22 protein-coding genes are annotated in these 24584 nt (G+C 69.3%); 14 read left to right on the top strand and 8 right to left on the bottom strand.

What is annotated here, in order from left to right; all coding sequences use genetic code 11:
- Window positions 1-41: 41 nt before the first annotated feature.
- Genes FKO37_RS35030 through FKO37_RS35020 form a run of 3 tightly spaced genes read right to left on the bottom strand, consistent with a single transcriptional unit; the run spans window position 42 to window position 2175 of the window.
- Window positions 42-464, bottom strand: coding sequence for a DUF2871 domain-containing protein (locus FKO37_RS35030; protein WP_238607304.1), 423 nt, complete (start codon window positions 462-464; stop codon window positions 42-44).
- Window positions 461-1159 carry an ABC transporter ATP-binding protein gene (locus FKO37_RS35025; protein ID WP_238607303.1) on the bottom strand — a complete coding sequence of 233 codons (699 nt, stop codon included), beginning with the start codon at window positions 1157-1159 and terminating at the stop codon, window positions 461-463. The genes FKO37_RS35030 and FKO37_RS35025 overlap by 4 nt, the downstream gene beginning before the upstream one ends.
- Entirely contained in the window at window positions 1159-2175 is a 1017-nt protein-coding gene (locus FKO37_RS35020; protein WP_238607302.1) for an ABC transporter permease, read from the bottom strand. The genes FKO37_RS35025 and FKO37_RS35020 overlap by 1 nt, the downstream gene beginning before the upstream one ends.
- 171 nt (window positions 2176-2346) lie before the next feature.
- Here FKO37_RS35020 and FKO37_RS35015 point away from each other — a divergent pair, with 171 nt between their 5' ends.
- The 6 genes from FKO37_RS35015 (at window position 2347) to FKO37_RS34990 (ending at window position 6810) form a co-directional block, all read left to right on the top strand.
- A complete protein-coding gene (locus tag FKO37_RS35015; RefSeq protein ID WP_238607301.1) occupies window positions 2347-3522 on the top strand; it encodes a sensor histidine kinase in 1176 nt (391 codons plus the stop codon).
- Entirely contained in the window at window positions 3519-4136 is a 618-nt protein-coding gene (locus FKO37_RS35010; RefSeq protein ID WP_134663545.1) for a response regulator transcription factor, read from the top strand. The genes FKO37_RS35015 and FKO37_RS35010 overlap by 4 nt, the downstream gene beginning before the upstream one ends.
- A 75-nt stretch (window positions 4137-4211) precedes the next feature.
- Window positions 4212-4589: a hypothetical protein gene (locus FKO37_RS35005; protein ID WP_238607300.1), complete on the top strand. Its 378-nt coding sequence runs from the start codon at window positions 4212-4214 to the stop codon at window positions 4587-4589.
- A gap of 101 nt (window positions 4590-4690) precedes the next feature.
- Window positions 4691-5650, top strand: a complete 960-nt coding sequence (locus FKO37_RS35000) for a hypothetical protein (protein ID WP_037814897.1) — start codon at window positions 4691-4693, stop codon at window positions 5648-5650.
- A gap of 143 nt (window positions 5651-5793) precedes the next feature.
- Window positions 5794-6390, top strand: a complete 597-nt coding sequence (locus FKO37_RS34995) for a GNAT family N-acetyltransferase (protein WP_037815060.1) — start codon at window positions 5794-5796, stop codon at window positions 6388-6390.
- Window positions 6391-6438: 48 nt separating this feature from the next.
- Complete coding sequence (locus FKO37_RS34990) at window positions 6439-6810, top strand: VOC family protein (protein WP_238607299.1); 372 nt, start codon at window positions 6439-6441, stop codon at window positions 6808-6810.
- Here FKO37_RS34990 and FKO37_RS34985 read toward each other — a convergent pair.
- Together FKO37_RS34985 and FKO37_RS34980 are read right to left on the bottom strand one after the other, a co-directional pair.
- Window positions 6699-7922, bottom strand: coding sequence for a cytochrome P450 (locus FKO37_RS34985; RefSeq protein ID WP_238607298.1), 1224 nt, complete (start codon window positions 7920-7922; stop codon window positions 6699-6701). The genes FKO37_RS34990 and FKO37_RS34985 overlap by 112 nt on opposite strands.
- 91 nt (window positions 7923-8013) lie before the next feature.
- A complete protein-coding gene (locus tag FKO37_RS34980; protein WP_205669959.1) occupies window positions 8014-8559 on the bottom strand; it encodes a winged helix-turn-helix domain-containing protein in 546 nt (181 codons plus the stop codon).
- Between the two features lie 66 nt (window positions 8560-8625).
- Between FKO37_RS34980 and FKO37_RS34975 the strand changes: the two genes are divergently transcribed.
- Window positions 8626-9969: a M20/M25/M40 family metallo-hydrolase gene (locus FKO37_RS34975; RefSeq protein WP_238607297.1), complete on the top strand. Its 1344-nt coding sequence runs from the start codon at window positions 8626-8628 to the stop codon at window positions 9967-9969.
- Window positions 9970-10055: 86 nt separating this feature from the next.
- A complete protein-coding gene (locus FKO37_RS34970) occupies window positions 10056-11345 on the top strand; it encodes an MFS transporter (RefSeq protein WP_238607296.1) in 1290 nt (429 codons plus the stop codon).
- A gap of 79 nt (window positions 11346-11424) precedes the next feature.
- On the opposite strand, the gene FKO37_RS34965 is transcribed toward FKO37_RS34970, so the two are convergent.
- The 3 genes from FKO37_RS34965 to FKO37_RS34955 all read right to left on the bottom strand — a co-directional run bounded on the left by FKO37_RS34965 (window position 11425) and on the right by FKO37_RS34955 (window position 18036).
- Window positions 11425-14394, bottom strand: coding sequence for a PDZ domain-containing protein (locus FKO37_RS34965; protein ID WP_238607295.1), 2970 nt, complete (start codon window positions 14392-14394; stop codon window positions 11425-11427).
- 289 nt (window positions 14395-14683) lie between these two features.
- The gene (locus FKO37_RS34960; RefSeq protein ID WP_238607294.1) at window positions 14684-16996 is read right to left on the bottom strand and encodes a beta-glucosidase; all 2313 of its coding nucleotides are present in this window, start codon (window positions 16994-16996) and stop codon (window positions 14684-14686) included.
- Window positions 16993-18036, bottom strand: a complete 1044-nt coding sequence (locus FKO37_RS34955) for a LacI family DNA-binding transcriptional regulator (protein ID WP_238607293.1) — start codon at window positions 18034-18036, stop codon at window positions 16993-16995. The genes FKO37_RS34960 and FKO37_RS34955 overlap by 4 nt, the downstream gene beginning before the upstream one ends.
- Before the next feature lie 145 nt (window positions 18037-18181).
- Here FKO37_RS34955 and FKO37_RS34950 point away from each other — a divergent pair, with 145 nt between their 5' ends.
- The 6 genes from FKO37_RS34950 to FKO37_RS34925 all read left to right on the top strand — a co-directional run bounded on the left by FKO37_RS34950 (window position 18182) and on the right by FKO37_RS34925 (window position 24518).
- Window positions 18182-19498 carry an extracellular solute-binding protein gene (locus FKO37_RS34950; protein WP_374204425.1) on the top strand — a complete coding sequence of 439 codons (1317 nt, stop codon included), beginning with the start codon at window positions 18182-18184 and terminating at the stop codon, window positions 19496-19498.
- Window positions 19495-20427, top strand: a complete 933-nt coding sequence (locus tag FKO37_RS34945; protein WP_374204424.1) for a carbohydrate ABC transporter permease — start codon at window positions 19495-19497, stop codon at window positions 20425-20427. The genes FKO37_RS34950 and FKO37_RS34945 overlap by 4 nt, the downstream gene beginning before the upstream one ends.
- Window positions 20427-21248, top strand: coding sequence for a carbohydrate ABC transporter permease (locus FKO37_RS34940; protein WP_238607292.1), 822 nt, complete (start codon window positions 20427-20429; stop codon window positions 21246-21248). The genes FKO37_RS34945 and FKO37_RS34940 overlap by 1 nt, the downstream gene beginning before the upstream one ends.
- A 377-nt stretch (window positions 21249-21625) precedes the next feature.
- The gene (locus tag FKO37_RS34935; protein ID WP_106961427.1) at window positions 21626-22378 is read left to right on the top strand and encodes an SDR family oxidoreductase; all 753 of its coding nucleotides are present in this window, start codon (window positions 21626-21628) and stop codon (window positions 22376-22378) included.
- Window positions 22375-23148 carry an SDR family oxidoreductase gene (locus FKO37_RS34930; RefSeq protein WP_238607291.1) on the top strand — a complete coding sequence of 258 codons (774 nt, stop codon included), beginning with the start codon at window positions 22375-22377 and terminating at the stop codon, window positions 23146-23148. The genes FKO37_RS34935 and FKO37_RS34930 overlap by 4 nt, the downstream gene beginning before the upstream one ends.
- A 53-nt stretch (window positions 23149-23201) precedes the next feature.
- Window positions 23202-24518: an MFS transporter gene (locus FKO37_RS34925; RefSeq protein WP_238607290.1), complete on the top strand. Its 1317-nt coding sequence runs from the start codon at window positions 23202-23204 to the stop codon at window positions 24516-24518.
- Window positions 24519-24584 lie beyond the last annotated feature (66 nt).

The raw sequence follows: 24584 nt of genomic DNA, 5'->3' as shown, positions 1-24584 counted from the left end.
GAACCCTCAGGGACTCTGATTCCCTGAGGGTTCCCCTCACGTCACGCCTTCGACTCGGCGGGCTTCCAAATGCGGCCGTGGAGACCGACGAACAACAGGACGAACGCGACCGTCAGCAGAATGTGCCCCAGCCCGGCGATCCCGGCGATCGCCGCGCCGGATTCCTTGCCCAGCACGGTGAGCGTGCCGTGCACGACCATTCCGCTGACCGTGACGAGCATCCCGGCGTGGTAAATCCAGAAGAACGGCGCGAACGACCTCGTCGCCGACAGCGTGAACACCTTGTCCAGCACCAGGACGATCAGGAACACGAGCGTCCCGAGCGCGAGCAGGTGAGTGTGCACAATGGACAGCTGGGTTTCGCCGGTGAAGTGCTCCGCCTTGGTCAGCTCGCGGTAGTACAGCCCGCCGAGCAGGCCGAGGATCGTGTAGATCGCGGCGGCCCAGTAGATCTTCTTCGTCATCGGTTCTCCTCGGCGCCGGCCCGGGCCGGCTGGTGGATCCGTCCGTCGACGACCTCGTGCACCGAGTCGACCCCTTCGAGGTGGGAGCGGTCGTGGGTGACCAGCACGGTTGCCGTCGCCTGTTGATGCGTGATCGTAGTGAGCAGATCGATCACCGCCGCGCCGCGGTCCTGGTCCAGCGCGCTCGTCGGTTCGTCGACCAGCAGCACGGCGGGTTCGTTCATCAAGGCGCGCGCGATGTTGACCCGTTGCTGCTGTCCGCCGGAAAGACGGCCCGGCCGGTGCGTCGCGCGATCGGCCAGCCCGACGGCGTCGAGCAACTCCGCCGCCCGTTTCGCCGCCTCGCGGCGCGGCGTTCCGCTCAGGTGCGCCATGACTTCCAGCTGTTCCGCCGCGGTGAGCGACGCGAGCAGATTCGGTTGCTGGAACACGATCCCGATCTTGGTGCGCCGCAGTTCCGCCAGCGCGGCGCGGTCCAGATCAGTGGTGTCGACGCCGCCGACGGCCACCCGGCCGCGGTCGGGCCGGATGAGCGTCGCGGCGACGGCCAGCAGGCTCGATTTGCCGGACCCGGACGGCCCGACCACCGCGGCGACGCTCCCGGCGGGCACCTGGAGGTCGACCTGGTCGAGTGCGGTGAGGCGGGAATCGCCGTCGGGGTAGGTGAGGGTGATGCCGGACAGGTGCAGGCTCATCAGTGCGCTCCGGAGGTGAGGGCGGTCAGCGGGTCGACGGAGGTGATGCGGCGGACGGCGAGCGCGGCGCCGAGCACCCCGAGGACCACCAGCACCGCGGCCGGGCCGAGCAAGGTGCCCGCGCTGAGCACGAACGGCACCGTCCCGGACGCGATCGCTCCGAGCGCGGCGGCGAGCGCGGTGCCGAGCGCGGTCCCGCCGACCAGCAGCACGACGACCTGGCCGAGCGCGTCCCGCAGCAGGTACTTCGTGGTCGCGCCGAGCGCTTTCAGCACCGCGATGTCGCGGCTGCGCTGGATCGTCCACACGGTGAAGAACGCGCCGATCACCAGCGCGGAGATCACGAACAGGAAGCCGCGCATGAGCTGGAGCGAGCCGTTTTCCGCCGAGTAGGAACCGATCGCGGACAACGCGTCGTCCTTCGTGACGGTCCGGGTGCCGAGGCGGGCGTCCGCGGCGGCGAGATCGGTGGACGGGCCGGTCGTCAGCGCGAGCACTGTCGCGTTTGGACCGGCTAGGTGCGTCCACACCACCGGGAGATGGCTGTAGGACGCGTCCCCGGAGACGGCGGACACGGTGACTTTCTGGCCTTGCAAGGTGAGCTGGTCGCCTTCGCGGGCCTTCAACGCGTCAGCCGCATCGGTGGACAGCACCGCGGTGCCCGGGCTCTGGGTTTGGACTCCGAACGCCGCCAAGGTCGCGGTGCGCTCGCCGACCGCCGCGCTGGCCGTGCTGATCGCGATCGGCTCCGCGCTGGTCACTCCCGGGACCCGGGCGTACTGCTCGGCTTGCGCACGGGTCACTGTGGACTGTCCGAATGAGAGCGATCCGCTGCCGGGCTCGGCGAAGACCAGGTGGTCGGCCTTCAACCCGGTGATCGCGGACGTGCTCTGCGCGGCCAGCCCCGCGGTCAGCCCGGACAACAGCCCGACCAGCAACGTCATCAGCACGACGACGGTTCCCATCAACGCGAACCGCCCCTTGGCGAAGCGCAGATCCCGCCACGCGACGAACATGTGCGTCCCTTCCTTCTCGGTGTGCTTCCCACCCTCGTCCGGCCGGGGAGCGAGGACATCGCGCCGCGGACGGTCTCCCGGGAATCGATGGGTGCACTCGCCGCTCAACCTTTCGATTGATGCGGATTCCGGCCGGGACCCGGACAATCGGCGGGGGAGGTAGCCGCTTTCGTGAACCCGCACACCCTCGACCGGCCGTTGCGCGTGCTGCGCGTCTGCCTGCACCTCCTGCTCGCCGGGCTGCTGGTGCTCGCTGTCGCGCGCGCGTTCGCCGACGGGGTGCCGCACGCGCCCGCGGTGCTGGCGGGCGCGTTGGTGATGGGCGGCGTCTACACCGCGGGCCCGCTGCTGCCTCGCGTCGGCCGGTTGCCGGGCGCGACGGCGGGGTGGCTGGCCGTATTGGGCGTCGCGTGGCTCGTGCTGCTGTGGCTCACGCCCGACGGGGTGTGGCTGGCTTTCCCGCTGTACTTCCTGCAAATGCACCTGCTGCCGACGCGCTGGGGCCCGGCCGTCGTCGCGCTGACCACGGTGCTGGCGATCGCCGGTTTCACGCGCCACCAAGGCGGATTCAGCGTCGGTGTGATCATCGGCCCGGCGCTCGGGGCGGCGGTCGCGATCGCCACCGTGCTCGGCTATCAGGTGCTCTACCGCGAAAGCGAGCAACGGCGGCAGCTCATCGAGGAGCTCCGCGAGACCCGCAACGACCTCGCCGCGATGGAACACTCCGCGGGCGTGCTGGCCGAACGGGAACGCCTCGCGCGGGAAATCCACGACACCCTCGCGCAGGGCCTTTCGAGCATCCACCTGCTGCTCCGTGCCGCCGAACGCGCGCTCCCGGACCGTCCCGACGCCGCGGTCCCGCACGTCACGCAAGCCCGGCAAGCCGCCCAGGACAACCTCACCGAAGCCCGCCGCCTCGTCTACGCACTGGCCCCGGTGGAACTGGAAGGTGCGTCCTTGCCCGCAGCCCTGGAACGCCTGTGCGCGACCACGCAACAGCGTTCCGGCCTGACTGTCCACTTTCACCTCAGCGGCACCCCGTTCGACGTGCCGACCGCGTACGAGGTCGCCTTGCTGCGGATCGCCCAGTCGGCGCTGGCCAACACCGTCCGGCACGCGGCGGCCGGCCGCGCCGAGCTGACCTTGAGTTACATGGACACGAGCATCACCCTGGACGCCGTGGACGACGGCATCGGCTTCGACCCGCAGGAAGTGCGCGGCGGCAGCGGCTTCGGCCTGCCCGCGATGCGGGCCCGCGCCCGCTCCCTCGGCGGCTCGTGGACGGTGGAATCGTCGCCCGGCAACGGCACCGCGCTGGCCGTGAGCTTCCCCGTGGACCCGCGATGATCCGCCTCCTGCTGGCCGACGACCACCCCGTCGTCCGGGCCGGATTGCGCGCCGTCCTGGAAACCGAACCGGACCTGGAAGTCGTCGCCGAAGCGTCCTCCGCCGAAGAGGCCGTGCGGCTGGCGGCAGGCGTGGACGTCGTGCTGATGGACCTCCAATTCGGCTCCGGAATGCACGGCTCCGAAGCAACCGCGGCGATTACTGCGGCGGCCGACGCGCCGAAAGTGCTGGTCCTGACGACGTACGACACCGACGGCGACATCCTCGCCGCGATCGAAGCAGGCGCGACCGGATACTTGTTGAAGGACGCCCCGCCGGAAGACCTCGCCGCCGCGGTGCGCAACGCCGCCACCGGACAGACCGTGTTGGCTCCCGCGGTCGCGCACCGGCTGATGAACCGCATGCGCACCCCGGCGGCCGCGTTGTCGCCGCGGGAAATCGAGGTGCTGGGTCTGGTCGCGGACGGATTGTCGAACCTGGAGATCAGCAAGCGGCTGTTTCTGAGCCAGGCGACGGTGAAATCGCATCTGGTGCACATTTACACGAAGCTCGGCGTGGATTCCCGGACCGCTGCGGTGGCGGCGGGGAAGGCGCAAGGGCTGATCCGCCGCTGACGCGTACCGCTTCGGACCTGGTCCGCCCGCCCGCGACCGGACGACAATGGCTCCCGTCGAATCGAGGGAGGCGTCGTGAAGGAACACTGGAAAGACGAACCGGACGAGCACGATTATCCGGCGGCATTCGACTATCTCACCCTGGTCGCACCCGAGGACATCGCGACTCGTCTGGTCGATCAGCTGAAAGACGCGAAACTAACGCACCGCAAAGCGAAGGACATCCTCCGGGCCAGCAGGCTGAAGCTTCTCCCGGAGGACAACGCGCACGTCGCGAAGGACCTCGAGAAGGTCAAGGACGGCAAAGCGCTCTCGCCGGTCCTGCTCGTCCGCGGGCACGGCCACCCCGGGTTCGAGACGGCCGACGACCTGGTGATCGCGGACGGTTACCACCGCGTGTGCGCTTCGTATCATCTCGACGAGAATGCCGACATTCCGTGCAAATTGATTTAACCCCGCTTGGATTCCGAAATGATTGCGAAGCCCGGCCGCTCGTAACGCCTGCTCGCGGTTGTCGATCTTTCGATGCGAGATCGACGAGACAGGCGGGGCACGTGGACGAGCACGACATCGAGAGCCATCCGGACCTGATGGACCCGGATTGGCAGCGGCACGCCGAGAAGGAAGCCTGGACCGGCCTGCGCCGCGGCCGCCGCCGCGCGCGTCGGCGCAGGCTGGCCGCCATCTGGGGCGCGGTGGTGATCGTCGTCGCGGCGGCGGGGTTCTACCTGTGGAAGCAGGGGACGCGCGCGGAGGAGGTCGCCGGGAGCACTCCCGCCGCACCCGCGCTGACCACCACCACCGCGCCCGCGCCGACCGATCTCCCGGACTCCGGGCACGTCGACCTGACCCGGCCGTTCCTCGACACCCCGGCGCAGAACTGGCCCGAGGGCATCGCCGGGCTGAAGATCCCGGCCCCGGCGAAGGTCGGCTCGTACTCCGCGAAGCAGGTGGGCGAGGCGCAGGAACAGGTCAAGCACGCGGTCGAGATCGCGCAGTTCGACCCGGACACCCAGGTCGGTCGGCATCCGTCCGGGTACGTCGGCCTCTTCGCCCCGGACGCGCGCAAGGACCTGGAAGCCCACGTCCAGGGCTACGTGACCTACTTCGCCGAGGGCTACCACCTGCTTCCCGTGCCGCCGCGGATGACGGGGAAGATGACCGTCCGCCCCGGCGCATCCGGCGAGCTGACGGTGCACGTCTCCTACGTGGTGGCCTATGCCTTCGACCCGGGCAGCCGCGTCGTCTACGGCCCCGCCGATCTGGAACCGTTCGTCCGGGTCGACCGCGACTACATCCTGCGCAGCGGCCCGCGGTGGGCGCCGGGCAGCCGCGGGCTGTGGACCGGCGACGGCGGCGGGTTCTACACCAGCATCGCGTGCCGCACGGGCAACCCCGAGGACCTCGCGCCCGCGTTCAGCGACCCGGACTACGGCGGTCCCTCGATGAGCCGGGCGCCGGGCCAGTTCGACCCGGACAAACCGTTGCCCACCAAGGGAAACTGCGGCGAGTAACCAGGCCGGGAACCGAACGGGGGATTCTCTGGAACGCACCAGGGCGCGGCCCGGTACCATCACTCCCGATGATCACGAATGCGTCTCGGCGGCCCGGGTCCGGCGCCGTCGCCCCGTGGCGGGTCGACGAGGTCGGACGGAAGGTGCGGCTGCGCGAGGTCCGCCCCGGCGACCAGCGCACCCTCGCCGGATTCGACCGGGACTCGGTCCGGGCGCGCGATCCGCAGGTCGGCGGCTACCGGCACTGGGCGACGCACCGCGGGCACTCCTCCCCGGACGGCTTCCACTTCGCGATCGAGACCCTGCACAACCGGACGCTGGTCGGCTCCGTGTGGGTCGAAACGGACCCGTTCTCCGGCCGGTTCAGCTACGGCGTCGGCATCGGCCCGCAGCACCGCCGCTGCGGTTACGCCGCCGACGCGGTCGCGCTGCTGCTGGCGTTCATGTTCGAGCGGTGCCGGTACCGGGCGTGCGAGGTGAGCGTCAACGGCAGCAACTTCGCCTCGCTGGCGCTGCACGGCGAGTTGGGCTTCCGGGAAGAGGGCCGGCTCCGCGACGCCGAGTTGCTCCGCGGGGAGGTCAAGTACCCCGTTCTGATGAGCATCACCGCCGAACAGTTCGCGGAGCGTCACGTCGCGCTGGAGGCTCGCGACTCCGGCCGGTCCTCGTCGCGCGGACGGCACTGGCGAGTCCAACGCCCCGGACGGCACCGCCGCATCGCCTACTCCGCCGGCAGCTAGCTCCCCTTTCTCCAAGACCCGCGCCCGGCGATCTGCGACGCTCACCGGGTGATCAACCGCATCATCGCCTACTCCGAAGGCGCCGACGACGCCGCGACCCGCGACTTCTACGTCCACGTCCTCGGACTCGACGTCGCCATGGACCATCCCGCGCTCGGCCTCCGCAGCAGCGACAACCCGGCCGCGCAGGTGCTCGTCCTCCCGCCCGGAAGCACCGACCCCGTCCCTCGCTGGGGCATTGATCTCGGCACCCCCGAGGCAGTCGACGCAGCCCACGCCGAGTCGGTCCGGCGCGGGCTGCGGGTGGTTTATCCGTTGACCGACGAATCGTGGGGCGTGCGCCGGTTTTTCGTCGAGGATCCGGGCGGCAACGTGGTCAACGTGCTCGCCCACGTGACGGGCAGTTCGCGCACCGAGTAGAAGATCGCGTTCTCCTTGAACTCCAAGCGATCCAGCGGCACGGCCAGCGCCAGCGTCGGCACCCGTCGCCGCAACGTCGAGTACGCGACCTGCAACTCCACCCGCGCCAGCGGCGCACCCAGGCAGAGGTGCCGCCCGTAACCGAACGCGACGTGATGCCGGGCGGACCGGCGGAGGTCGAAGCGATCGGGGTCCGGAAAGGCCAGCGGATCCCGATTCGCGGTGCTCTTCACCGCGATGATGCCCTCGCCCGCGCGGATCACCTGCCCGCCGATTTCAAGATCCGCCCACGCGACGCGACGCGCCTCGGTGTGCGTGATCGACAAGTAGCGCAACAGTTCCTCTACCGGATCCGCCGAATCGTGGAACTGCTCCGGATGCGTCAACAACACGGCTGTGCCTAACGCGATCATGGCCGCGGTGGTGTCGTGACCCGCCACCAACAGAAGCTGCCCCAGCACCGCGATCTCGCGCGGGGTCATCGCGAGAGCCAGTTTGCCCAGCAAGCCCGGCCCGGCGGATTTCGCGGCGACGAGGTCTTCCAGATACGCATTCAGCTCTTCGCTGGCCGCCACAGCGCGTGTCGGATCCGGATCGTCCATGACGAGCGTGCGAGCCACTCCTTGAAAGAAGTCACGATCCGCGTATGGGACGCCGAGCAGTTCGCAGATCACCAGCGAAGGCAGCGGCATCGCGAACGCCTCGACCAAATCGGCCGGATTCGGGCCCGCGAGCATTCCGTCAAGAAGGTCGTCCACCAACTCTTGAATACGCGGCCGCAACGCCGCCATTTTCCGGACGGTGAATTCCGAGGCGAGCATCCGCCGCTGAACGGTGTGCTCCGGCGGATCCATCTGCATCAGCGTCTTCATCCGCGCGTCTCGCGCCTTGCTGACCGCGTTGGTGTGCGGAAAACCAGGCTGCGCGACATCGACGCTGACGCGCGGATCCGCAAGCACCGCACGGACATCAGCATACCGGGTGATCAGCCAGGGCTCGCTGCCGTCCCACAGTCGTACCCGTGACACCGGTGGCCGCGCCGTCAATCCAGGCGCGGGGCCGAAGGGGCATCCAGCCGCCCGCGCCATCGGAAAGGTTTCGCTGCCGGTCATGCCAGCTCCTCACAGTCGAATGCGTTTCGGAGCTGAAGCATGGCTGCGCGGGGGAGCCCGGTAATCAGACAAAAAGGATGTGACGTGTGCCTCAGTCTTCGGCGATGTCCGGCTCTCCGGGGCGTTCGACCACGCTCCACAGGAACGAATGCCTTCGCCCGGCCGGTTCCTCGCGCGCGACGAACTCGTCCAGCAGTGCGTCCAATCGCGACTGCAGTTCGGCCGCGGCCTCGTCGCTCAGCCGGACCACGCCGCGGCGGGTTTGCTGGATCGACGTGGGGTCGGCTTCGAGCATTTCGGCTCGGTGGGCGTCCAGGGTCGCCAGTTCGACGCGTGCGGTCAGTGCCGGATCGCCTGCTTGGTCGAGGTCGAGGTGCCAGGTCCGCCGCGTCGTCCGGTAGGGGCGTTCCCAGGCACCGAGGTCGCTCCGGCGGGCCGGTTCGGCGACCAGGAAACCGGCTTCGGCGAGTGCGTGGACCCGGCGCAGGACGGTCGCCGGCGACTCCTGCAGCCGCTTCGCCAGTTGCTGGTTCGTCCACGCGGAATCCAGGCACAGCCGCAGAATCCGCCAGCTCAGCGGGTGTGCGAGCGCGCGGAGGTCGTCGGCGGTCGCTTGGCGCGGGAGACGGTCGTCCATTGACAGCAGCTTAGCCGATTTGCTTCGATGGCATCGATATCAGAAAGTGAAATCACTGGAGGTCGGGTGCGCCGCATCGAGTCGTACGTCGAGCAGTACCGGGAGCGGCACGAGGCGGAGCTGGCCGAGTGGATCGCCGTCCCGAGCGTGAGCGCCACCGGCGAGGGCATGGCGGAGGCGGCGGAGTTCGCGTGCGAGTTGCTGCGGCGCAGCGGGCTCGAAGCGCGGCGGGTCGAGACCGGCGGCTGGCCGTTGGTGGTGGGCCGCGCCGACGGGCCGCCCGGATCGCTGCACGTGGTGATCTACGGCCATTACGACGTCCAGCCCGCCGGACCGCTCGCGGCCTGGGAAAGCCCGCCGTTCGAGGCGAGCGTCCGGGACGGCCGGATGTACGGGCGCGGCACGGGGGACAACAAGGGGCAGCACCTCGCGCAACTGCTTGCCTTGCGCGCGCTCGCCGAGACCGGCGAACTGCCGTGCAGCGTGACCGTCCTGCTCGACGGCGAGGAAGAAATCGGCAGCCCGAACCTGGAATCCGCGCTCGCCGGTCTGCGCGACGAGTGGGACGCGGATCTGGTGCTGTGGAGCGACGGTCCGGTGCACGACAGCGGCGAGCCGACGGTCAGTCTCGGCGTACGTGGTGCCGTCCGGTTCGAGATCCGGGTGCACGGCGCCCCGGCCGCGCTGCATTCGGGGAACTGGGGCGGGGTCGCGCCGAATCCGGCGTGGGAACTGGTGTGGCTGCTGTCGACGATGCGCTCGCCCGAAGGCGAGGTGCTGGTCAAGGGAATCTCCGACGGCATGGTGCCGCTGAGCCCGTCGGAACGGGACGCGCTGGACGCGCTCCCGGTCGACGTTCCCGCCGCGCTCGCCGAGGTCGGGCTGGACCGGATGGACGTGCCGGACGGCGTCGGTTTCAACGACCGCCTGGCTTTGCCCACCTTCAGCATCAACTCACTGTCCTGTTTGGACGAAGGGGACCACCGCACGGTCATTCCGGCCGTCGCGGTCGCCCGCTGCGACATCCGGACGGTCGGCGGCCAGCGCGCCTCGACGGTCATCGAAGCCTTACGCGCGCACCTTGCCGAACACCTTCCGCACGCCGAACTGCACGTGCCGGGCGGGCGGATGGAAGCGTCTCGGACGCTGCCGGAATCGCCTTACACCGCGGTGATCGCCGACGCGGTCAGCGCGGCTGCGGGCCGTCCGGCGGTGCTCGTGCCCGCGATGGGCGGCAGCCTGCCGATCGCCGCGCTGTCCGACGGCCTCGGCCTGCCCTGTTACGGAATCCCGCTCGCCAACGTCGACGAGCACAACCACGGCCCCAACGAGAATTTCGAACTCGCCCGGTTCCACGCCGGAATCACCGCAGCCGCGAATGTCCTGCTCGAATTGGGCAAGCTTCGCTGAATTCCCGCGCACATGGTTGGTCCGGGCCGGTGTGCCCGGAACCGCGCTTCACCAATGACGCCGAACGCACCGCCCCGGAGGCGACCATGTCGATCCCTGCTCCCGATTCCCCTGCCGTCAGAACCGAAAACGCCCCCTCGCCGCGCTCGTCCCGGATCGTGCTCGCGGCCACGATCGGCAATACCCTGGAATGGTTCAGCCTCGGGGCCTACACCCTGTTCGCCGACGTCCTGGCAAAACAATTCTTTCCCGCGACGGACCCGGCGGTCTCGCTGATGCTGGCTTTCGCCAGTGTCGCGGTCGCGTATTTGATCCGCCCGTTCGGCGGGATGATCCTCGGCTCCTACGCCGACCGCGCGGGCCGCAAAGCCGCGCTGGTGTGGTCGATCCGGATCATGGCCGTGGCCTCCCTGCTGATCGCGATCATGCCGAACTACGCGACGATCGGCATCGCGGCCCCGATCGGCCTGGTGTTCGCCAACCTGCTGCAGGGCTTCTCCGCGGGCGGCGAATTCGGCAGCGCGACCGCGTACCTGGTGGAGAGCAACCGGAAACGCCGCGGATTCATGGGCAGCTGGGGCGCGGCGAGCCAGGGCTTGAGCACCTTGCTGGGCATCGTGTTCGCCGCGGTGCTGAGCGCGGTGCTCACCGAACAGCAGCTCGGATCGTGGGGCTGGCGGATCCCGTTCGCCTTCGGCCTGCTGATCGCCCCGATCGGCTACTACATCCGGCGGCACGTCGAGGAATCCCCGGCGTTCGAGGAGGACGCCGCCGAGGCGCCGCTGCGGGAAGTCCTGCGCTCGCAGAAGACGCGGATCCTGGTCGCGATGGGCGCGATGGCGGTGTCCACCGCGATCAGCTACCTCATCATCTACATGCCGACCTTCGCCATCCGGAACCTCGGACTGCCCAAATCGCTGGCCTTCACCACGACCATCGTCACCCAGATCGTGCTGACTGTCCTCGCCCCGGTCGCCGGGCGGCTCTCGGACCGGACCGGCCGGATCCCGCTGATGGCGGCCGCCTGCTCGGTGATGCTGCTCGCGATCTTCCCGCTGTTCCTCGCACTGAACAGCCAGCCGACGTTCGCGATGATGACGGCGGTGATGGCCGCGATCGGCCTGGTCAAGGTCTGGTATGTCGGCCCGCTGGGCACGATGATGGCCGACGTCTTCCCGACCCGGACCCGCGCGACCGGACTGTCGGTCAGTTACAACATCACGGCTTCGTTGTTCGGCGGGTTCACGCCGCTGGTGGTGATTTGGCTGATCGAGGTGACGGGGAGCAATCTGGCGCCGAGTTATTACGTGATGGCGCTGGCGGTGCTGAGCCTCGGAGCACTGGTTTTCGCCCGGCGGCGGTTGCGGGTGCGCTGAGTCCTGGTCCGTTGTGGACTCTCGGTCGGAAGTGCCGTGCGCGCGGTGCCAGCGAGGCACCGCGCGCACGGCAGGTCAGCTACGGATGAGTCCGGAAAGCGTCCACGATCAGGTAACTGCCGTTCTTCATCGTGCCGGTAACGGTGTGCACTCCCGGCGGCAGGCCGGAGACACTCGCGACTGTCGACTGGTACTGCCGGGTCGGCGTGACGAAACTGACCGTCCGATAAGGCGCACCGTCCAAGGCCAGGTCGACGTCGCCCTCGTCGGTGTTGGTTTCGGAGATGATGTCGATCCCGGTGCCGTAGAACGTCAAACTCCACGAATCGCCGACGTTCTGTGTCGCCCAGATATCGTCGAGATACGAGTTCGCGCCTCCCGCCGAGCTGCCGCGCCAGAGCCATCCCGTCGACGGGGCGCCGGTGTTGGTGTAGACGACGCCGGACGTGTTGTTGAGCAGCTCCGATTCCCGCGTCTTGGCCAGGTGAACGGTGACATCGGCCTGCCCGCGCCGCACGGTCAGCGTGATCGGCGCACCCGGCGCGAGTTTGTTGTAGCTGAGCCAAAAAGTATTGCGATCGTCGGTCACCGGGGTGCCGTTGACGGCGGTGATGTCGTCGCCGGTCCGCAGCCCGTTCTGCGCCGCGTAGCTGCCCTGCGGCACCGAGGGCAGGTAGAGGCCGTACGGTTTGGTCAAGCCGAGCGACGACTGGACCGCGAGCGACGGGATGTTGGTGGCGGTCGCGCCCATCAGCATTTCGGGTTGGACGATCATCCCGTTGCTAGGCCCGCCGGAACCGGGGCCGTAAGCGAAGACCGCCTTGGGCGGAAGCGGCCCGCCCGAGGCGCCGAAGCCGGTCATCGGGAAGTTGGCGTACCCGAGGCCGAGCGCGGGCGAATCGGCGGCGACCGTGAAATCGTAGCTGCCGAGCGGGTCGGCCGCGGCGAACTTCGGGTCGGCGACGAGCGAATGCGGGTCCATGCCGGCGCGGACCCAGGCCGACTGGGGGTTGATCGTGGCGCCGTCCGCGGAGAGCGCTTCGTTGCCGCTGCCGTCGGGGTTGACGTAGACCGGGTAGCTGTCGTTCCAGAAGAGGTTGCGGTCGACGCCGTACTTGGCGGTGGACGGATTGTTCAGCACGTTGTTGTACGCCTGCGGTCCGAGCGTGATGTTGTGCTCGATGACGTCGCCGCAGTCGGAGTGGCTGACCTGTTCGTAGATCGAACCGTCCACGAGCAGGTTGTTCCGCACGGTGCGCTCGTAGCCGTCGCGCAGTTTGATTCCGCCCTTGAGGACGAGGTTGTCCAGCAGGCGGAAGTTGGACGACCCGTCGTCGAGGTCGATGGCCCAGTCCCCGGCGTGCCAGAACCGGTTGTGCTGGATGGTGATCGGCCGGACGACGTCCAGCTTCATCAGGCTCCGGGCCTGGGCGTCGGTCAGCGCGGTGCCGGTAGATCCTTCGTAACTCGTGCCCGGCGCGAGGGTGTTGTTGCCGGAGCTGGCCCAGAACCGGCCGCGGCCCCACACGTTGACGGACCCGTTGTCCCCGGTTTCCTCGACACAGTTGAAGAGATCGTTGTTCTTGATGTCGTGCCCGCCCCACGTGCCGTCCTCGATGTTCAGGCACGCGCGCGGGCTGCCGGAAACGGTGTTGCCGTCGACCGTCACGTCCGCGCTCATGGAAATGTTGACGCCGGAGGACTGCTTCTCGAACCGGCCCATGTTCTGCATGAGGTTGTTCCGCACGACGATGTCGCGGGGATAGTCGTCGGTCTTCGGCCCTGGCGCGGTGTCGGTGACCGCGACGTTGTCGTAGTAGTTGCCGGAGTAGTCCCGCACCGCGCTCGGCGAGCCGACGATCTGGACGTCCGTGGCGCCGTCGGAGGCGAACTTGTTGTCGCTGATCGTGTTGTGCTTGTTGTAGCTGTCGAGGAAGACGCCGTTGCCGCCGAGCTGGTCGAAGAACGACCCGGTGACTGAGATGTCAGCGGCGTTCTTCAGAGATACCGCGCCCTTGCGGACCACCGCCCAGTCGCCCTTGGCGTCGGCCTCGAAGGGGCTGTCGAAGAGAGTGCGGTGAGTCGCGGTGAAGTGCAGTCCGCCCAGCGTGATGTCGTGGACGGGGTCGGCGGCCGAGGTCCCGGCGAGAGTGATCAGCTGATCCTGCTCGGCGGTTTCGACCGTCGCGGCGGAAAGATCGGTCCCCTCCGGCGGGTAGTAGAGCAGTTGGCCGCTCGTCCGGTCGTAGAACCACTCGCCGGGAGCGTCGAGCTCCTCCTTGACGTTCTCGGCCATCGCCGGACCGACCCGGCCGGGGCCGTTGCCCTTCGTCAGCCCGCAGTCCTGCGGCCGGTTGTTGTCGCCGACGTAGTGCAGAGCGAGCCCGTCGCCGGTGCGTCCGCTGACGGTGAACGAGACGGATCCCCAGTCGCCGCAATGCATCGCGCGCACCAGCGCGGTCGACGGGTCCGCCCACTTCGCCGATTCCCGTTGGAGGTCGGCCAGCGAGGTCGACCCCTGCAGCCGGGCCGCGCTGGCGTCGTAGTTCGGGTAGCGGGCCAGGATCTGGCGCTGGCCGTTGACGAACAGGCCGTCGAAGTCCAGTCCGGCCGGGAGGGCCGCGGCCATGATCTTGCTGCCGGGTGCGGCGGGCTGCCAGGCCGGACGCAACGGCCGGCCGCCGCTGATCGTCACGGCGGCGTCGGTCGCGGGTTCCCAGGTCACGGTGTGGCCGTTGCGCCCGGAGTCCTGCGGGCCCAACGCCAGCGGAGCGGAGAGGTAGTAGGAGCCGCCGGCGAGCTTGACCACGATGTCGCGGTGGTTGCCGACGCCGGTGCCGAGAAGATGCCGGACCCGTTGCTGCGCCTGCGAAAGCGAACACGGACGCGGCTGGGTGCAAGGGTTTCCGGGCGGTGCGTCGGCACCGGGAGCGGCATAGACGGCCATCGGCAGCGGCCCACTCGCGGCGGCTGGCGGGCCGAGGGCGACCGTTCCGCCAAACCCGGCGACGGCGGACAGGACGATGCTCAGAAGGCGGCGGTTGGCCATTCAGGTCCTCCTTGACCAGGCATCGGACGTTCTGAACGCCAGGACATCCGATGTCTAGGAGACTATGCAGGAGGGCGTATCGGTCGTCAAGGAGCTCTCCGGGTGGCGTCCGGAGGCGGGTAACTGGCTTTACAGCACGGGTGCGTGCCTGATCGGCGAGGTTGCCGGGCGAATGCGGTAGGTGGACGACGGCGGGGTTTACATCTGATCTTTGGGCTGTGTGCTGAAGCCTTCCCCGAAGCTGACCCCGTGCGGAGCCCGGATTTTCGCGCTGCCCGGCGCACTCCGGTCACCCGGGAAGCGGCGTGATCGACACCGGCGTGACCAAGACCCGGTCGTGGCCCGCTTCGCGGCACGGACCGGTGAGTTCGAACCGGCCGGTGCAGGGCAGGTCGCCCGCGGACGGGCCGGCCAGGACCTCGATCGTTCCGGGCTCGACGATCCGGCGCAGGTCGAGTCCGGTGAAGCTGGTGCGGTCGGCGTGCAGCGCGAACGTGACCCTGGCGGCGCGGCCCGCCTCGAGCGGCACCCGGGCGAAGCCGGCGAGCTGCCGGACGGGGCGGGTGACCTGGGCGTGCACGTCGTTCAGGTACAGCTGCACGATTTCGTCCGCCGCGCGCTCGCCGGTGTTGCGGACGGTGACCGAAACGGACAGTTCGCCGTCGGTGGGGATCTCGGACGCGCTCAGCCGCAGGTCCGAGTAGGCGAACGTGGTGTAGGACAGGCCGTGGCCGAACGGGAACAGCGGGGTCGGGTCGAGGTTGCTGATGCCCGCGCTGTCGCGGCCCAGCGGCGGAGCCAGGTAGGTGCCGGGCGAGCCGCCGGGCACGCGGGGGACCTGCACCGGCAGTTTCCCGGACGGGGCGGTCCGGCCGGACAGGATCCCGGCGACGGCGCCGCCGCCCTCCTCGCCCGGCAGGAACGCCTGGACCAGAGCGGCGGCGCGGCCGGCGTGGCGGCCGAGGGCGTACGGACGGCCGGACACCACCACGACCACGACCGGGGTGCCGGTCGCCAGGAGCGCGTCGAGGAGTTCGTCCTGGACGCCGGGGAGGCTCAGGTCGGGGGCGTCGCAGCCCTCGCCGGAGGTGCCGAGGCCGAACATGCCCGCCCGGTCGCCCACGACGGCGACGCACACATCGGCGGCTTCCGCGGCGCTCGCCGCGGCGGCGATGCCGGAGCGGTCCTCGTCGAGGATCGGGCAGCCTTGGTGCAGGGCGATCTCGGCCGCGGGCAGTTCGAGCCGCAGCGCATCGGCCAGGGACGGAACGCTTACGCCGAGGCCGAATTCGGGGTGGCGCGGCAGGACGTGGTTGGGGTAGGAGTAGCAGCCGAGGAAGACCAGCGGGTCGTCGGCGCACGGCCCGACGAGGGCGATTTTCCCGGCGGATTCCCGGGCGGACAGCGGAAGCGTGCCGTCGTTGGCGAGCAGCACGACGGACTCCTCGGCGACTTCCCGGGCGAGGGCTCGATTCCGCGGTGAATCCAGATCGACCGGCTCGGCCCGCGGCGCCCAGTCCGCGTCGAGCAGGCCCAGCTCGGCCTTCTGCCGCAGGAGCCGTCTCGCGGCCCGGTCGACGAGCGCCTCGGGGACCTCCCCGGAACGGACCAGCTCGGTCAGTTCCTTGCTGTAGCACAGGGTGTCCGGCAGTTCGACGTCGATCCCGGCGGCCAGCGCGAGCGCGCCCGCCGCACCCGCGCTGGCGGCCACGCGGTGCATGCTCTTGAGGAACGCGATGGCCCAGTAGTCGGAGACGACGACTCCGTCGAAACCCCATTCCTCGCGCAGAATCGTGGTGAGCAGCGCTTCGCTGGCCGCGGCGGGTACGCCGTCGAGGTCGCTGTAGGAGTTCATGACCGAGCGGGCCCCGCCGTCGCGCACCGCCATCTCGAACGGCGGCAGGACGACGTCGCGCAGCTCGCGCGGCCCGATCGAAACCGGCGCGTGGTTGCGGGCCGCCCGGGACGCGGAGTATCCGGCGAAATGCTTCAGCGTCGCGATGACCCCGGCCTTCTCCAGGCCGCGGACGTAAGCGGTGCCCAGCATGCCGACGAGGTACGGGTCTTCGCCGAGGGTTTCCTCGGTGCGGCCCCAGCGGTAGTCGCGCACGACGTCGAGCACGGGCGAAAGCCCTTGATGCACGCCGACCGCGCGCATGTCTTCCGCGATGGCCGTGGCCATCCGCTCGACGAGACCGGGATCGAAGGTCGCCGCCCAAGCGAGCGCGGTGGGGTAGACCGTGGCTCCGAGGGTCGTGAAGCCGGTGAGGCACTCTTCGTGCACGATCGCCGGGATGCCGAGCCGGGTCTCGGAGACGATTTCGCGCTGCAGCGCGGTGATCCGGGCGACGCCGTCGGCCGCGCTCACCGGCGCGGTGCCGAACGGGCGGGTGAGGTGCCCGATCCCGTCCGCGCGCACCTGGTCGAACGGGACCTCGCCGCGGGCGAAAACGTCCTGCATGGGGGCGACGTTCCCGCTGATCTCCTGATTGCCGGGCCACGCGCTGCCCAGCTGGGCGACCTTCTCCTCGAGCGTCATCCCGGCCAGCAGCGCGTCCGCGCGTTCGGCGGGGGAGAGGGTCCGGTCGTGCCAGCGGCTCATCGTGCTCCTCGGTCGGCTGCGGGGGCGGTCGACTCGCGCACGACGAGATGGGTCGCGAGTTCGACGTGGTGGGAATCGAGCGTCTGCCCGGAAATCAGCTTGAGCAGGGTGCGCAGCGCGACCCGGCCCATGTCGTGCAGCGGCTGCCGGATCACGGTCAGCGGCGGGGTGGCGAGGCCGGCGAGCATGGTGTCGTCGAAGCCGACGACGCTCAGGTCCTGCGGCACCCGCAATCCCCGCCGCCGGGCGGCTTCCAGCACGCCGAGCGCGGTGGCGTCGCTGGCGGCGAACACCGCGGTCGGCGGATTTTCCATGGCCAGCAAGCGGTTTCCGATCTCCAGTCCGGCCGGGTGGCCGAAGTCGCCGTGGCACACCAGCTCCGGGTCGAAGGCGACGCCCGCGTTGTCGAGGGCGGCGCGGTACCCGTGCAGTCGGGCCTGGCTGCAGGAGGCCCCGACCGGCCCGCCGGCGAACGCGACGCGCCGGTGCCCGAGGCTCAGCAGGTGCTCCGCGGCGGCGATCCCGCCGGACCAGTTCGTCGCCCCGACGCTGGCGACCTCGGTCCTCGGCAGGTTGATCGGGTCGATGACCACCAGCGGCAGCCCGGCGCGTTCGAAGCTTTCGACCTGGGCGAGCGAGAGTTCGGAGGTCACGACGATCAGCCCGGCCCGGCCGTTGCCCTTGAGCCGGTGCGTCCACTGGTCCTCGGGGCTGAGCGGGCCGCCGGGCGCCGCTTCGGGCATCCGGCTCACCACCACGTCGGTGCCGAGTTCGGTGCCCGCGGCGGTCACCCCGCGCAGCACTTCGAGCGCGTACGGGCTGACGAGATCGTCGAACACGACGTCGACGATCCGGGTCGCGGGGGCGTTCCGGCTCCCGCTGCGCGGCACGTATCCGGCCTCCCGCAACGCTTGTTCCACTCGGGCGCGGGTGCGCGCGGCCACGTCGGACCGCCCGTTGAGCACCTTCGAGACGGTCGGCAGCGAGACGCCGGCGGCTTCGGCGACCGCCGCGAGCCTCGCGCCAGTGCGGGACGGCATCAGGCTCCCTCTTTTCGAAATGTTTCGAACCATGATTGTTGGCTATGAAAAGGGAATTTAGCACTTGACTGGCCCGAATCACTACCCTAGATTTCGGCCAGCCTACGAGAAGTTTTCGAAACTTTTCGAACCTTCGGAGCGGAAGGTGCATCATGAAACTGGGTACTCGCCGGACGGTCCGCGGGACGCGGACGACGCTCGCGGCGACCGGGTTCGCGGCTCTGCTGGCGCTGACCGCGGCGTGCGGCACGAGCGGGCCCACGGCCGCCGCCGGCGGGAAAGCGACGGCATGGGCGTTGACCGGCGGCGACGAGCAGGTGTTCCGCGCTTCGTTCGCCAGCGGCGGCGTCGAGGGCAGTTCTTCGGCAACGACGCGTACAAGCAGAAGATCCGCTCGGCCGTCGGCGCCGACCAGGCGCCCACCCTGGTGTTCAGCTGGGGCAACGGCGGGATGCTGAAATCCTGGGTCGCGGCAGGGAAAATCATGGATCTGACCCCGGAGGTGCGGAAGGATCCCGCGCTGACCGGCCGGTTCCTGCCCTCGGTGGCGAAAACCGGGGTGCTGGACGGAAAGACCTACGCCGTGCCGAACAACAGCATGCAGCCGGTTTTCCTGTTCTACAACAAGGATCTCTTCGCCCGGGTGGGCGCGCAGCCGCCGAAGACCTGGGACGAGCTGATGGCGCTCGTGCCGAAGTTCGCCGCCGCCGGGATCGCTCCGTTCTCCCTCGGCGGGCAAAGCAAATGGCCGCAGCTGATGTGGGAGGAGTACCTGGTCGACCGGATCGGCGGGCCGGGCGTCTTCGCCGCGATCGCCGCGAACAAGCCGGGTGCCTGGTCCGATCCCGCGATCCTGGACGCGAACCGCAAGATCCAGCAGCTCGTCGACGCGGGCGGGTTCGCCAAGGGGTTCAATTCGATCAGCACCGACAGCAACGCGGACCTCGCCCTGCTCTACACCGGCAAGGCGGCGATGTACCTGATGGGTTCGTGGGCGTTCCCCACGATCAAGGAAGCCGACCCCGGTTTCGCCGCGGGCAAACTCGGTTACGTCGGCTTCCCGGTCGTGCCGGGAGGGAAGGGCGATCCGGCGGACATCGTCGGGAACCCGGCGAACTTCTGGTCGGTGTCCGCGCACGCCTCCGACGCGCAGAAACAGGCGGCGGTGAAATACCTGCGCGAGGGCGTCATGAACGATGCCTACGTCGACGCGCTGCTCGCCGGGGGCGCGGTGCCGCCGGTCAACGGGATCGAGGCCAAACTGGCCAAGGCCCCGGACCCGGCGTATCTGTCCTATGTGTACGGACTGGCGCGGAACGCGCCGAATTTCCAGCTCTCCTGGGACCAGGCCCTTTCCCCCGGGCAGGCCGACGCGCTGCTGAACAACCTGGACCAGCTGTTCCTCAAGCAGATCACGCCCGAGCAGTTCTCGGCGAACATGAACGCGACGGTCGGGAAGTGACCGTGTCCGCTGCCCTCGTGCGGGAGCGGTCCGGGAAGCGGCCGCGGTCCGCCGCGACGCCCGGCCGCGCCGGACCGCATCCGCTGACGGCCGTTCCCGCGCTGGCGTTCTTCTCGATCTTCGCGCTGCTCCCGCTCGGCGGGGTGGCGGTGCTCAGCCTGATGAAGTGGGACGGGATCGCCGACCCCGTCTGGACCGGGCTGGGCAACTGGGCCGCGGCGCTCGGCGACCCGGCCACCTATCACGCGCTCTGGCTCAGCGTGCAGGTGATGGCGGCGAGCTGGTTGTTCCAGACGCCGGTTTCGCTTCTGCTTGGCGTGCTGACGGCGGGCCGCGGCCGGTACCGCGCGGTGCTGGGCGTGCTGTATTTCCTTCCGCTGCTGCTGTCCTCGGCCGCGATCGCGATCGCGTTCAAGGCTCTGCTCGACCCGAACTTCGGGCTGAGCCGCGCTTTCGGAGCCGACTGGCTCTCCCAGGACTGGCTCGGCGAGCCGACACTGGCTCTGTACGTGGTGATCTTCGTGATCGGCTGGCAGTTCATGCCGTTCCACACGCTGCTCTACCAAGCGGGCGTGCGGCAGATCCCTGCCCAGCTTTACGAAGCCGCGCAGATCGACGGCGCGGGCCCGGTCCGGCAGTTCTTCCACATCACCCTGCCGCAGCTGCGCTACACGATCGTCACCTCCTCGACGCTGATGCTGGTCGGCTCGCTGACCTATTTCGACCTGGTCTTCGTGCTCACCGGCGGCGGCCCGGGCAACGCCACCCGGTTCCTGCCGCTGGACATGTACCTCAACGGTTTCTCCAACAACGACATGGGCCGCGCGAGCACTCTGGCCGTGCTGCTCGTCGTCGCCGGGCTGGCGCTGTCGCTCGGCCTCTCCCGGTTCGCCCGCTTCTCCCGCGGCAGCCAGCAGGACGGTGTGTGATGGCCAGGAGCAGGCCCAACGTGCTCGGCGGGCTCGCCGGATTCGCCTGGCTGTTCGTCGTTCTCGTGCCCGTGTACTACATCGTCGTGACGAGCCTGCGCGGCCAGAGCGGGTTCTTCGGGGCCAATCCGCTGTCGCTGCCCGCCGATCCCACGTTCGAGAACTACCGGCTGGTCCTGGACAACGGTTTCCTGCGCTACCTGATCAACAGTGCGGTCGTCACGGCAGGCACTGTGGTCATCACCGTCGCGGTATCGCTTCTGGCGGCCTATTTCATCGTGCGCGGCCGGACCCGGTTCTCCGCGACCACGTACAAGATTTTCCTGCTAGGCCTGGCAATCCCGCTGCAGGCGACGATCATCCCGATCTATTACCTGATCACGCGCGCGCACCTCTACGACACCCTGCTCGCGATCGTGCTGCCCTCGGTCGCCTTCGCGATTCCGCTCTCGGTGGTCGTCCTGGCCAATTTCCTGCGCGACGTGCCGAACGAGCTGTTCGAATCGATGCGCGTGGACGGCGCCGGGCACGGGCGGATGCTCATCAGCCTGGTGCTGCCGATGGTCAAACCCGCGATGGTCACCGTCGCGGTGTACGACGGCCTCAACGTGTGGAACGGATTCCTCTTCCCGCTCATCCTCACCCAGAGCGCCGACCAGCGCGTGCTTCCCATGGCGCTGTGGGCTTTCCAGGGCCAGTTCCGGGTCAACATCCCCGCGGTCCTCGCCGCGGTCGTCCTTTCCACGCTGCCGGTCCTCGCGCTGTACATCCTCGGCCGGCGCTACCTCGTCACCGGTCTTACCGCGGGTTTCGGCAAGTAATCCTTCGCCCGGACTTCCCGGCCAGGCGAACGCACAGGGTCGCGAGGGTGGTCACTGTCTGTGGTCGCTATGCGGTTCGAGGTTGCGCGAGGGACCAGCGCTGAGTCCGTCGGGGGCAGATCTGCTTCACTCAGCCGACGCGCCAGCAGTCATCGACATCTGTGTTTCGCTGTTCCTCGCATGTCGCCAGAACTGCAGGCGGCCGTGTGGTCGAGCACCACTGGTCGGTGAATACGCAGGGTCCGGACGGCAGTGACCCACCGCGTTGTGACGGCCGAGGCGACGGCCCAGGGTTGCGTAAGCGAGCCTCGCCGTTATCCTGCGACTAAGCAACCGCTTAGCGGTGGCTGTCCAGCGGCGGACAAGGAGACGGTGTGGTGGAGTCGTTCAAGGATCGCGTTGCCCTGGTCACCGGGGCCAGCCGGGGGATCGGGCTGGCTATCGCGCAGGGGCTGGTCGAGCGCGGGGCAAAGGTGTGCATCACCGCGCGCAAGCCGGAGCCGCTCGCGGAGGCCGTCGAGAAGCTCGGCGGGCCCGAGGTCGCGATCGCGGTGCCCGGCAAGGCCGACGACGCCGCGCATCAGCAGGAGGCGGTCGCCGCCGCGGTCGAGAAGTTCGGCAGTCTCGACATGCTGGTCAACAACACCGGCATCAACCCGGTCTACGGGCCCACGCTGGACGTCGACCCGGCCGCCGCGAGCAAGATCTTCGCGGTGAACGTCGTGGCGCCGCTGTCGTGGATCCGCGTCGCGCGGGACGCGTGGATGGGCGAGCACGGCGGGGCGGTGGTCAACGTCGCCTCGATCGCGGGCATCCGCACCTCGCCGGGCATCGGCATGTACGGCGTCAGCAAGGCCGCGCTGATCCGGCTCACCCAGGAACTCGGCGCGGAACTCGGTCCGAAGATCCGGGTCAACGCGGTGGCTCCGGCGGTGGTCAAGACGCAGTTCGCGACCGCGCTGTACGAGGGGCGCGAGGAAGAAGTCGCCGCGGCGTATCCGATGAAGCGGCTCGGGGTGCCGGAGGACATCGCGGGCGCGGTGGCGTTCCTGCTGTCCGGCGAGGCGGGCTGGATGACCGGGCAGACGGTCGTGCTCGACGGCGGCGTGACGCTCGGCGGCGGTCTGTGAGCGCCGGAGTCGTCATCACCGGCGGTGGTGGCGGGATCGGGGCGGCACTGGCGCGGCGGTTCGCGGCGGACGGGGCTCGCATCGTGGTCGCGGACCTCGACGGGGACCGTGCCGCCGAGGTCGCGGCGGAGGTGGGCGGCACGTCGTTCGCCGGTGACGTCGCCAGCGAGTCCGGGGTCGCCGACCTGATCGACACCGCCCGCGAAACGCTCGGTGAGATCGACGTTTTCTGTGCCAACGCCGGGGTCGCGCCGTTCGGTGACGCCCACGCGGACGAAGACGCGTGGGCGCTGGCGTGGGACGTGAACGTGATGGCGCACGTCCGCGCGGCCCGGTTGCTCTTGCCGGCGTGGCTGGAGCGCGGCGAGGGGCGGTTTGTCGCGACGGTGTCCGCGGCGGGCGTGCTCACGAGCCTTGGCTCGGCTCCGTATTCGGTGACCAAGCACGGCGCGCTGGCGTTCGCGGAATGGCTGTCGGCCACCTACCGGCACCGCGGCATCACCGTGCAGGCGATCTGCCCGCAGGGCGTGCGCACCGCGATGCTCGAGGAGACCGGGGAACGCGGCAAACTGCTGATGGGCGCCAGCGCGATCGACCCGCCGCAGGTGGCCGACGCGTTGTTCGCCGCGATGGCCGAGAACCGGTTCCTGGTGCTGCCGCACGCCGAGGTCGCGGACTTCTATGCCTTGCGCGCCACCGAAACCGACCGCTGGCTCGGCGGGATGAACAAGCTGCAGCGGAAAATGGAGGAGCTGCCCGGCGACGCGTGACCCGATATTCTCCCTGGGCGGCACCGGGCCGCAGGGGAGAACAGGGAGCCGGAATGACCGCACCCGCGCGCACCGACATGTCGCGCATCGCCACCGCCAGTTTCATCGGCACCGCCATCGAGTTCTACGATTTCTACATCTACGGGACCGCGGCGGCGCTGGTGTTCGGGAAGGTCTTTTTCCCGACGTTTTCCTCGACCGCCGGGGTGCTCGCCTCGCTCGGCACCTTCGCGGTGGGATTCGTCGCGCGCCCGGTCGGCGCGATCCTTTTCGGACACTGGGGCGACCGGATCGGCCGCAAGTCCATGCTGGTCACGTCCTTGCTGGTGATGGGACTGTCCACAGTGGCCGTCGGGCTGGTGCCGGACTACGGCACGCTCGGCATCTGGTCGCCGGTCCTGTTGGTGGTGCTGCGCTTCGTGCAGGGCATCGGCCTCGGCGGCGAATGGGGCGGCGCGGTGCTGATGTCAACGGAGTACGCGCCGCCGGGCAAACGCGGCCTGTACTCGGCTTTCCCGCAGCTCGGCCCGGCCATCGGATTCGTGCTGGGCAACCTGCTGTTCCTGCTGCTGGACGCGGTGCTCCCGCCCGCCGAGTTCCTGTCCTGGGGCTGGCGGCTGCCGTTCCTGTTCTCCGCGGTGCTGCTGGCGGTCGGGTTCTACATCCGGATCAAGATCGCCGAGACGCCGGTTTTCCAGGCCGCGTTGGACAAGGCCGAACAGGCGAAAGTCCCGCTCTTCGAACTGCTGCGGAAACAGCCGCGGGTTTTGGCGCTGTCGACGTTGTCTTTCGTGCTCGCGCACGCGCTTTTCTACACTGTCACCACATTCTGTCTTTCGATGGCGACGACCACGCTCGGCATCCCGCGCACCACTGTCCTGATCAGCCTGCTCATCGCCGCCACCGTGATGGGCGTGGCGACGCTGGTGTTCGCGATGAAGTCCGATCAATGGGGCCGCAGGCGGCTGAGCGCGGCGGCCGCGGTTTCCGTTGTGGTGTGGGCGTTTCCGCTCTTTGCCTTGCTGCAGACGGGAAACCCGGTGCTGCTGACGCTCGGGTTCGTCGGCGGCCTGGCGTGTTTCGCGATGCTGTACGGGCCGATGGGCGCGTTCCTGCCGGAGCTGTTCCGGGTGCGGTACCGGTATTCCGGCGCTTCGATCGCGTACAGCGTCGCGGGCGTGATCGGCGGCGGGATCGTGCCGCTGATCTCGACCGATCTGTGGGCGTCGACCGGCTCGACGGTGCCGGTCGCCCTGGTGCTGGTCGTGCTCGGGGTGCTCAGCTTCCTGTGCGTGCTGGCCCTGCCGGAGACCCGCGACCACGACTTCTCCGACGGGCTCGGCGAGGGGACCGCCGCCGGCCGCCCCTGACTTTCGGCCCCACCCGGCCGGGGGAAAACCGGCCGGGCGCGGTGTTTCCGGTCCGGTGCGCCGTTC

This window comes from Amycolatopsis sp. Poz14, from assembly GCF_006704225.1.
Classification (GTDB): domain Bacteria; phylum Actinomycetota; class Actinomycetes; order Mycobacteriales; family Pseudonocardiaceae; genus Amycolatopsis; species Amycolatopsis nivea.
Note: the sequence above shows the minus strand (reverse complement) of the source record. Positions and strands in the feature narration are given on the sequence as shown.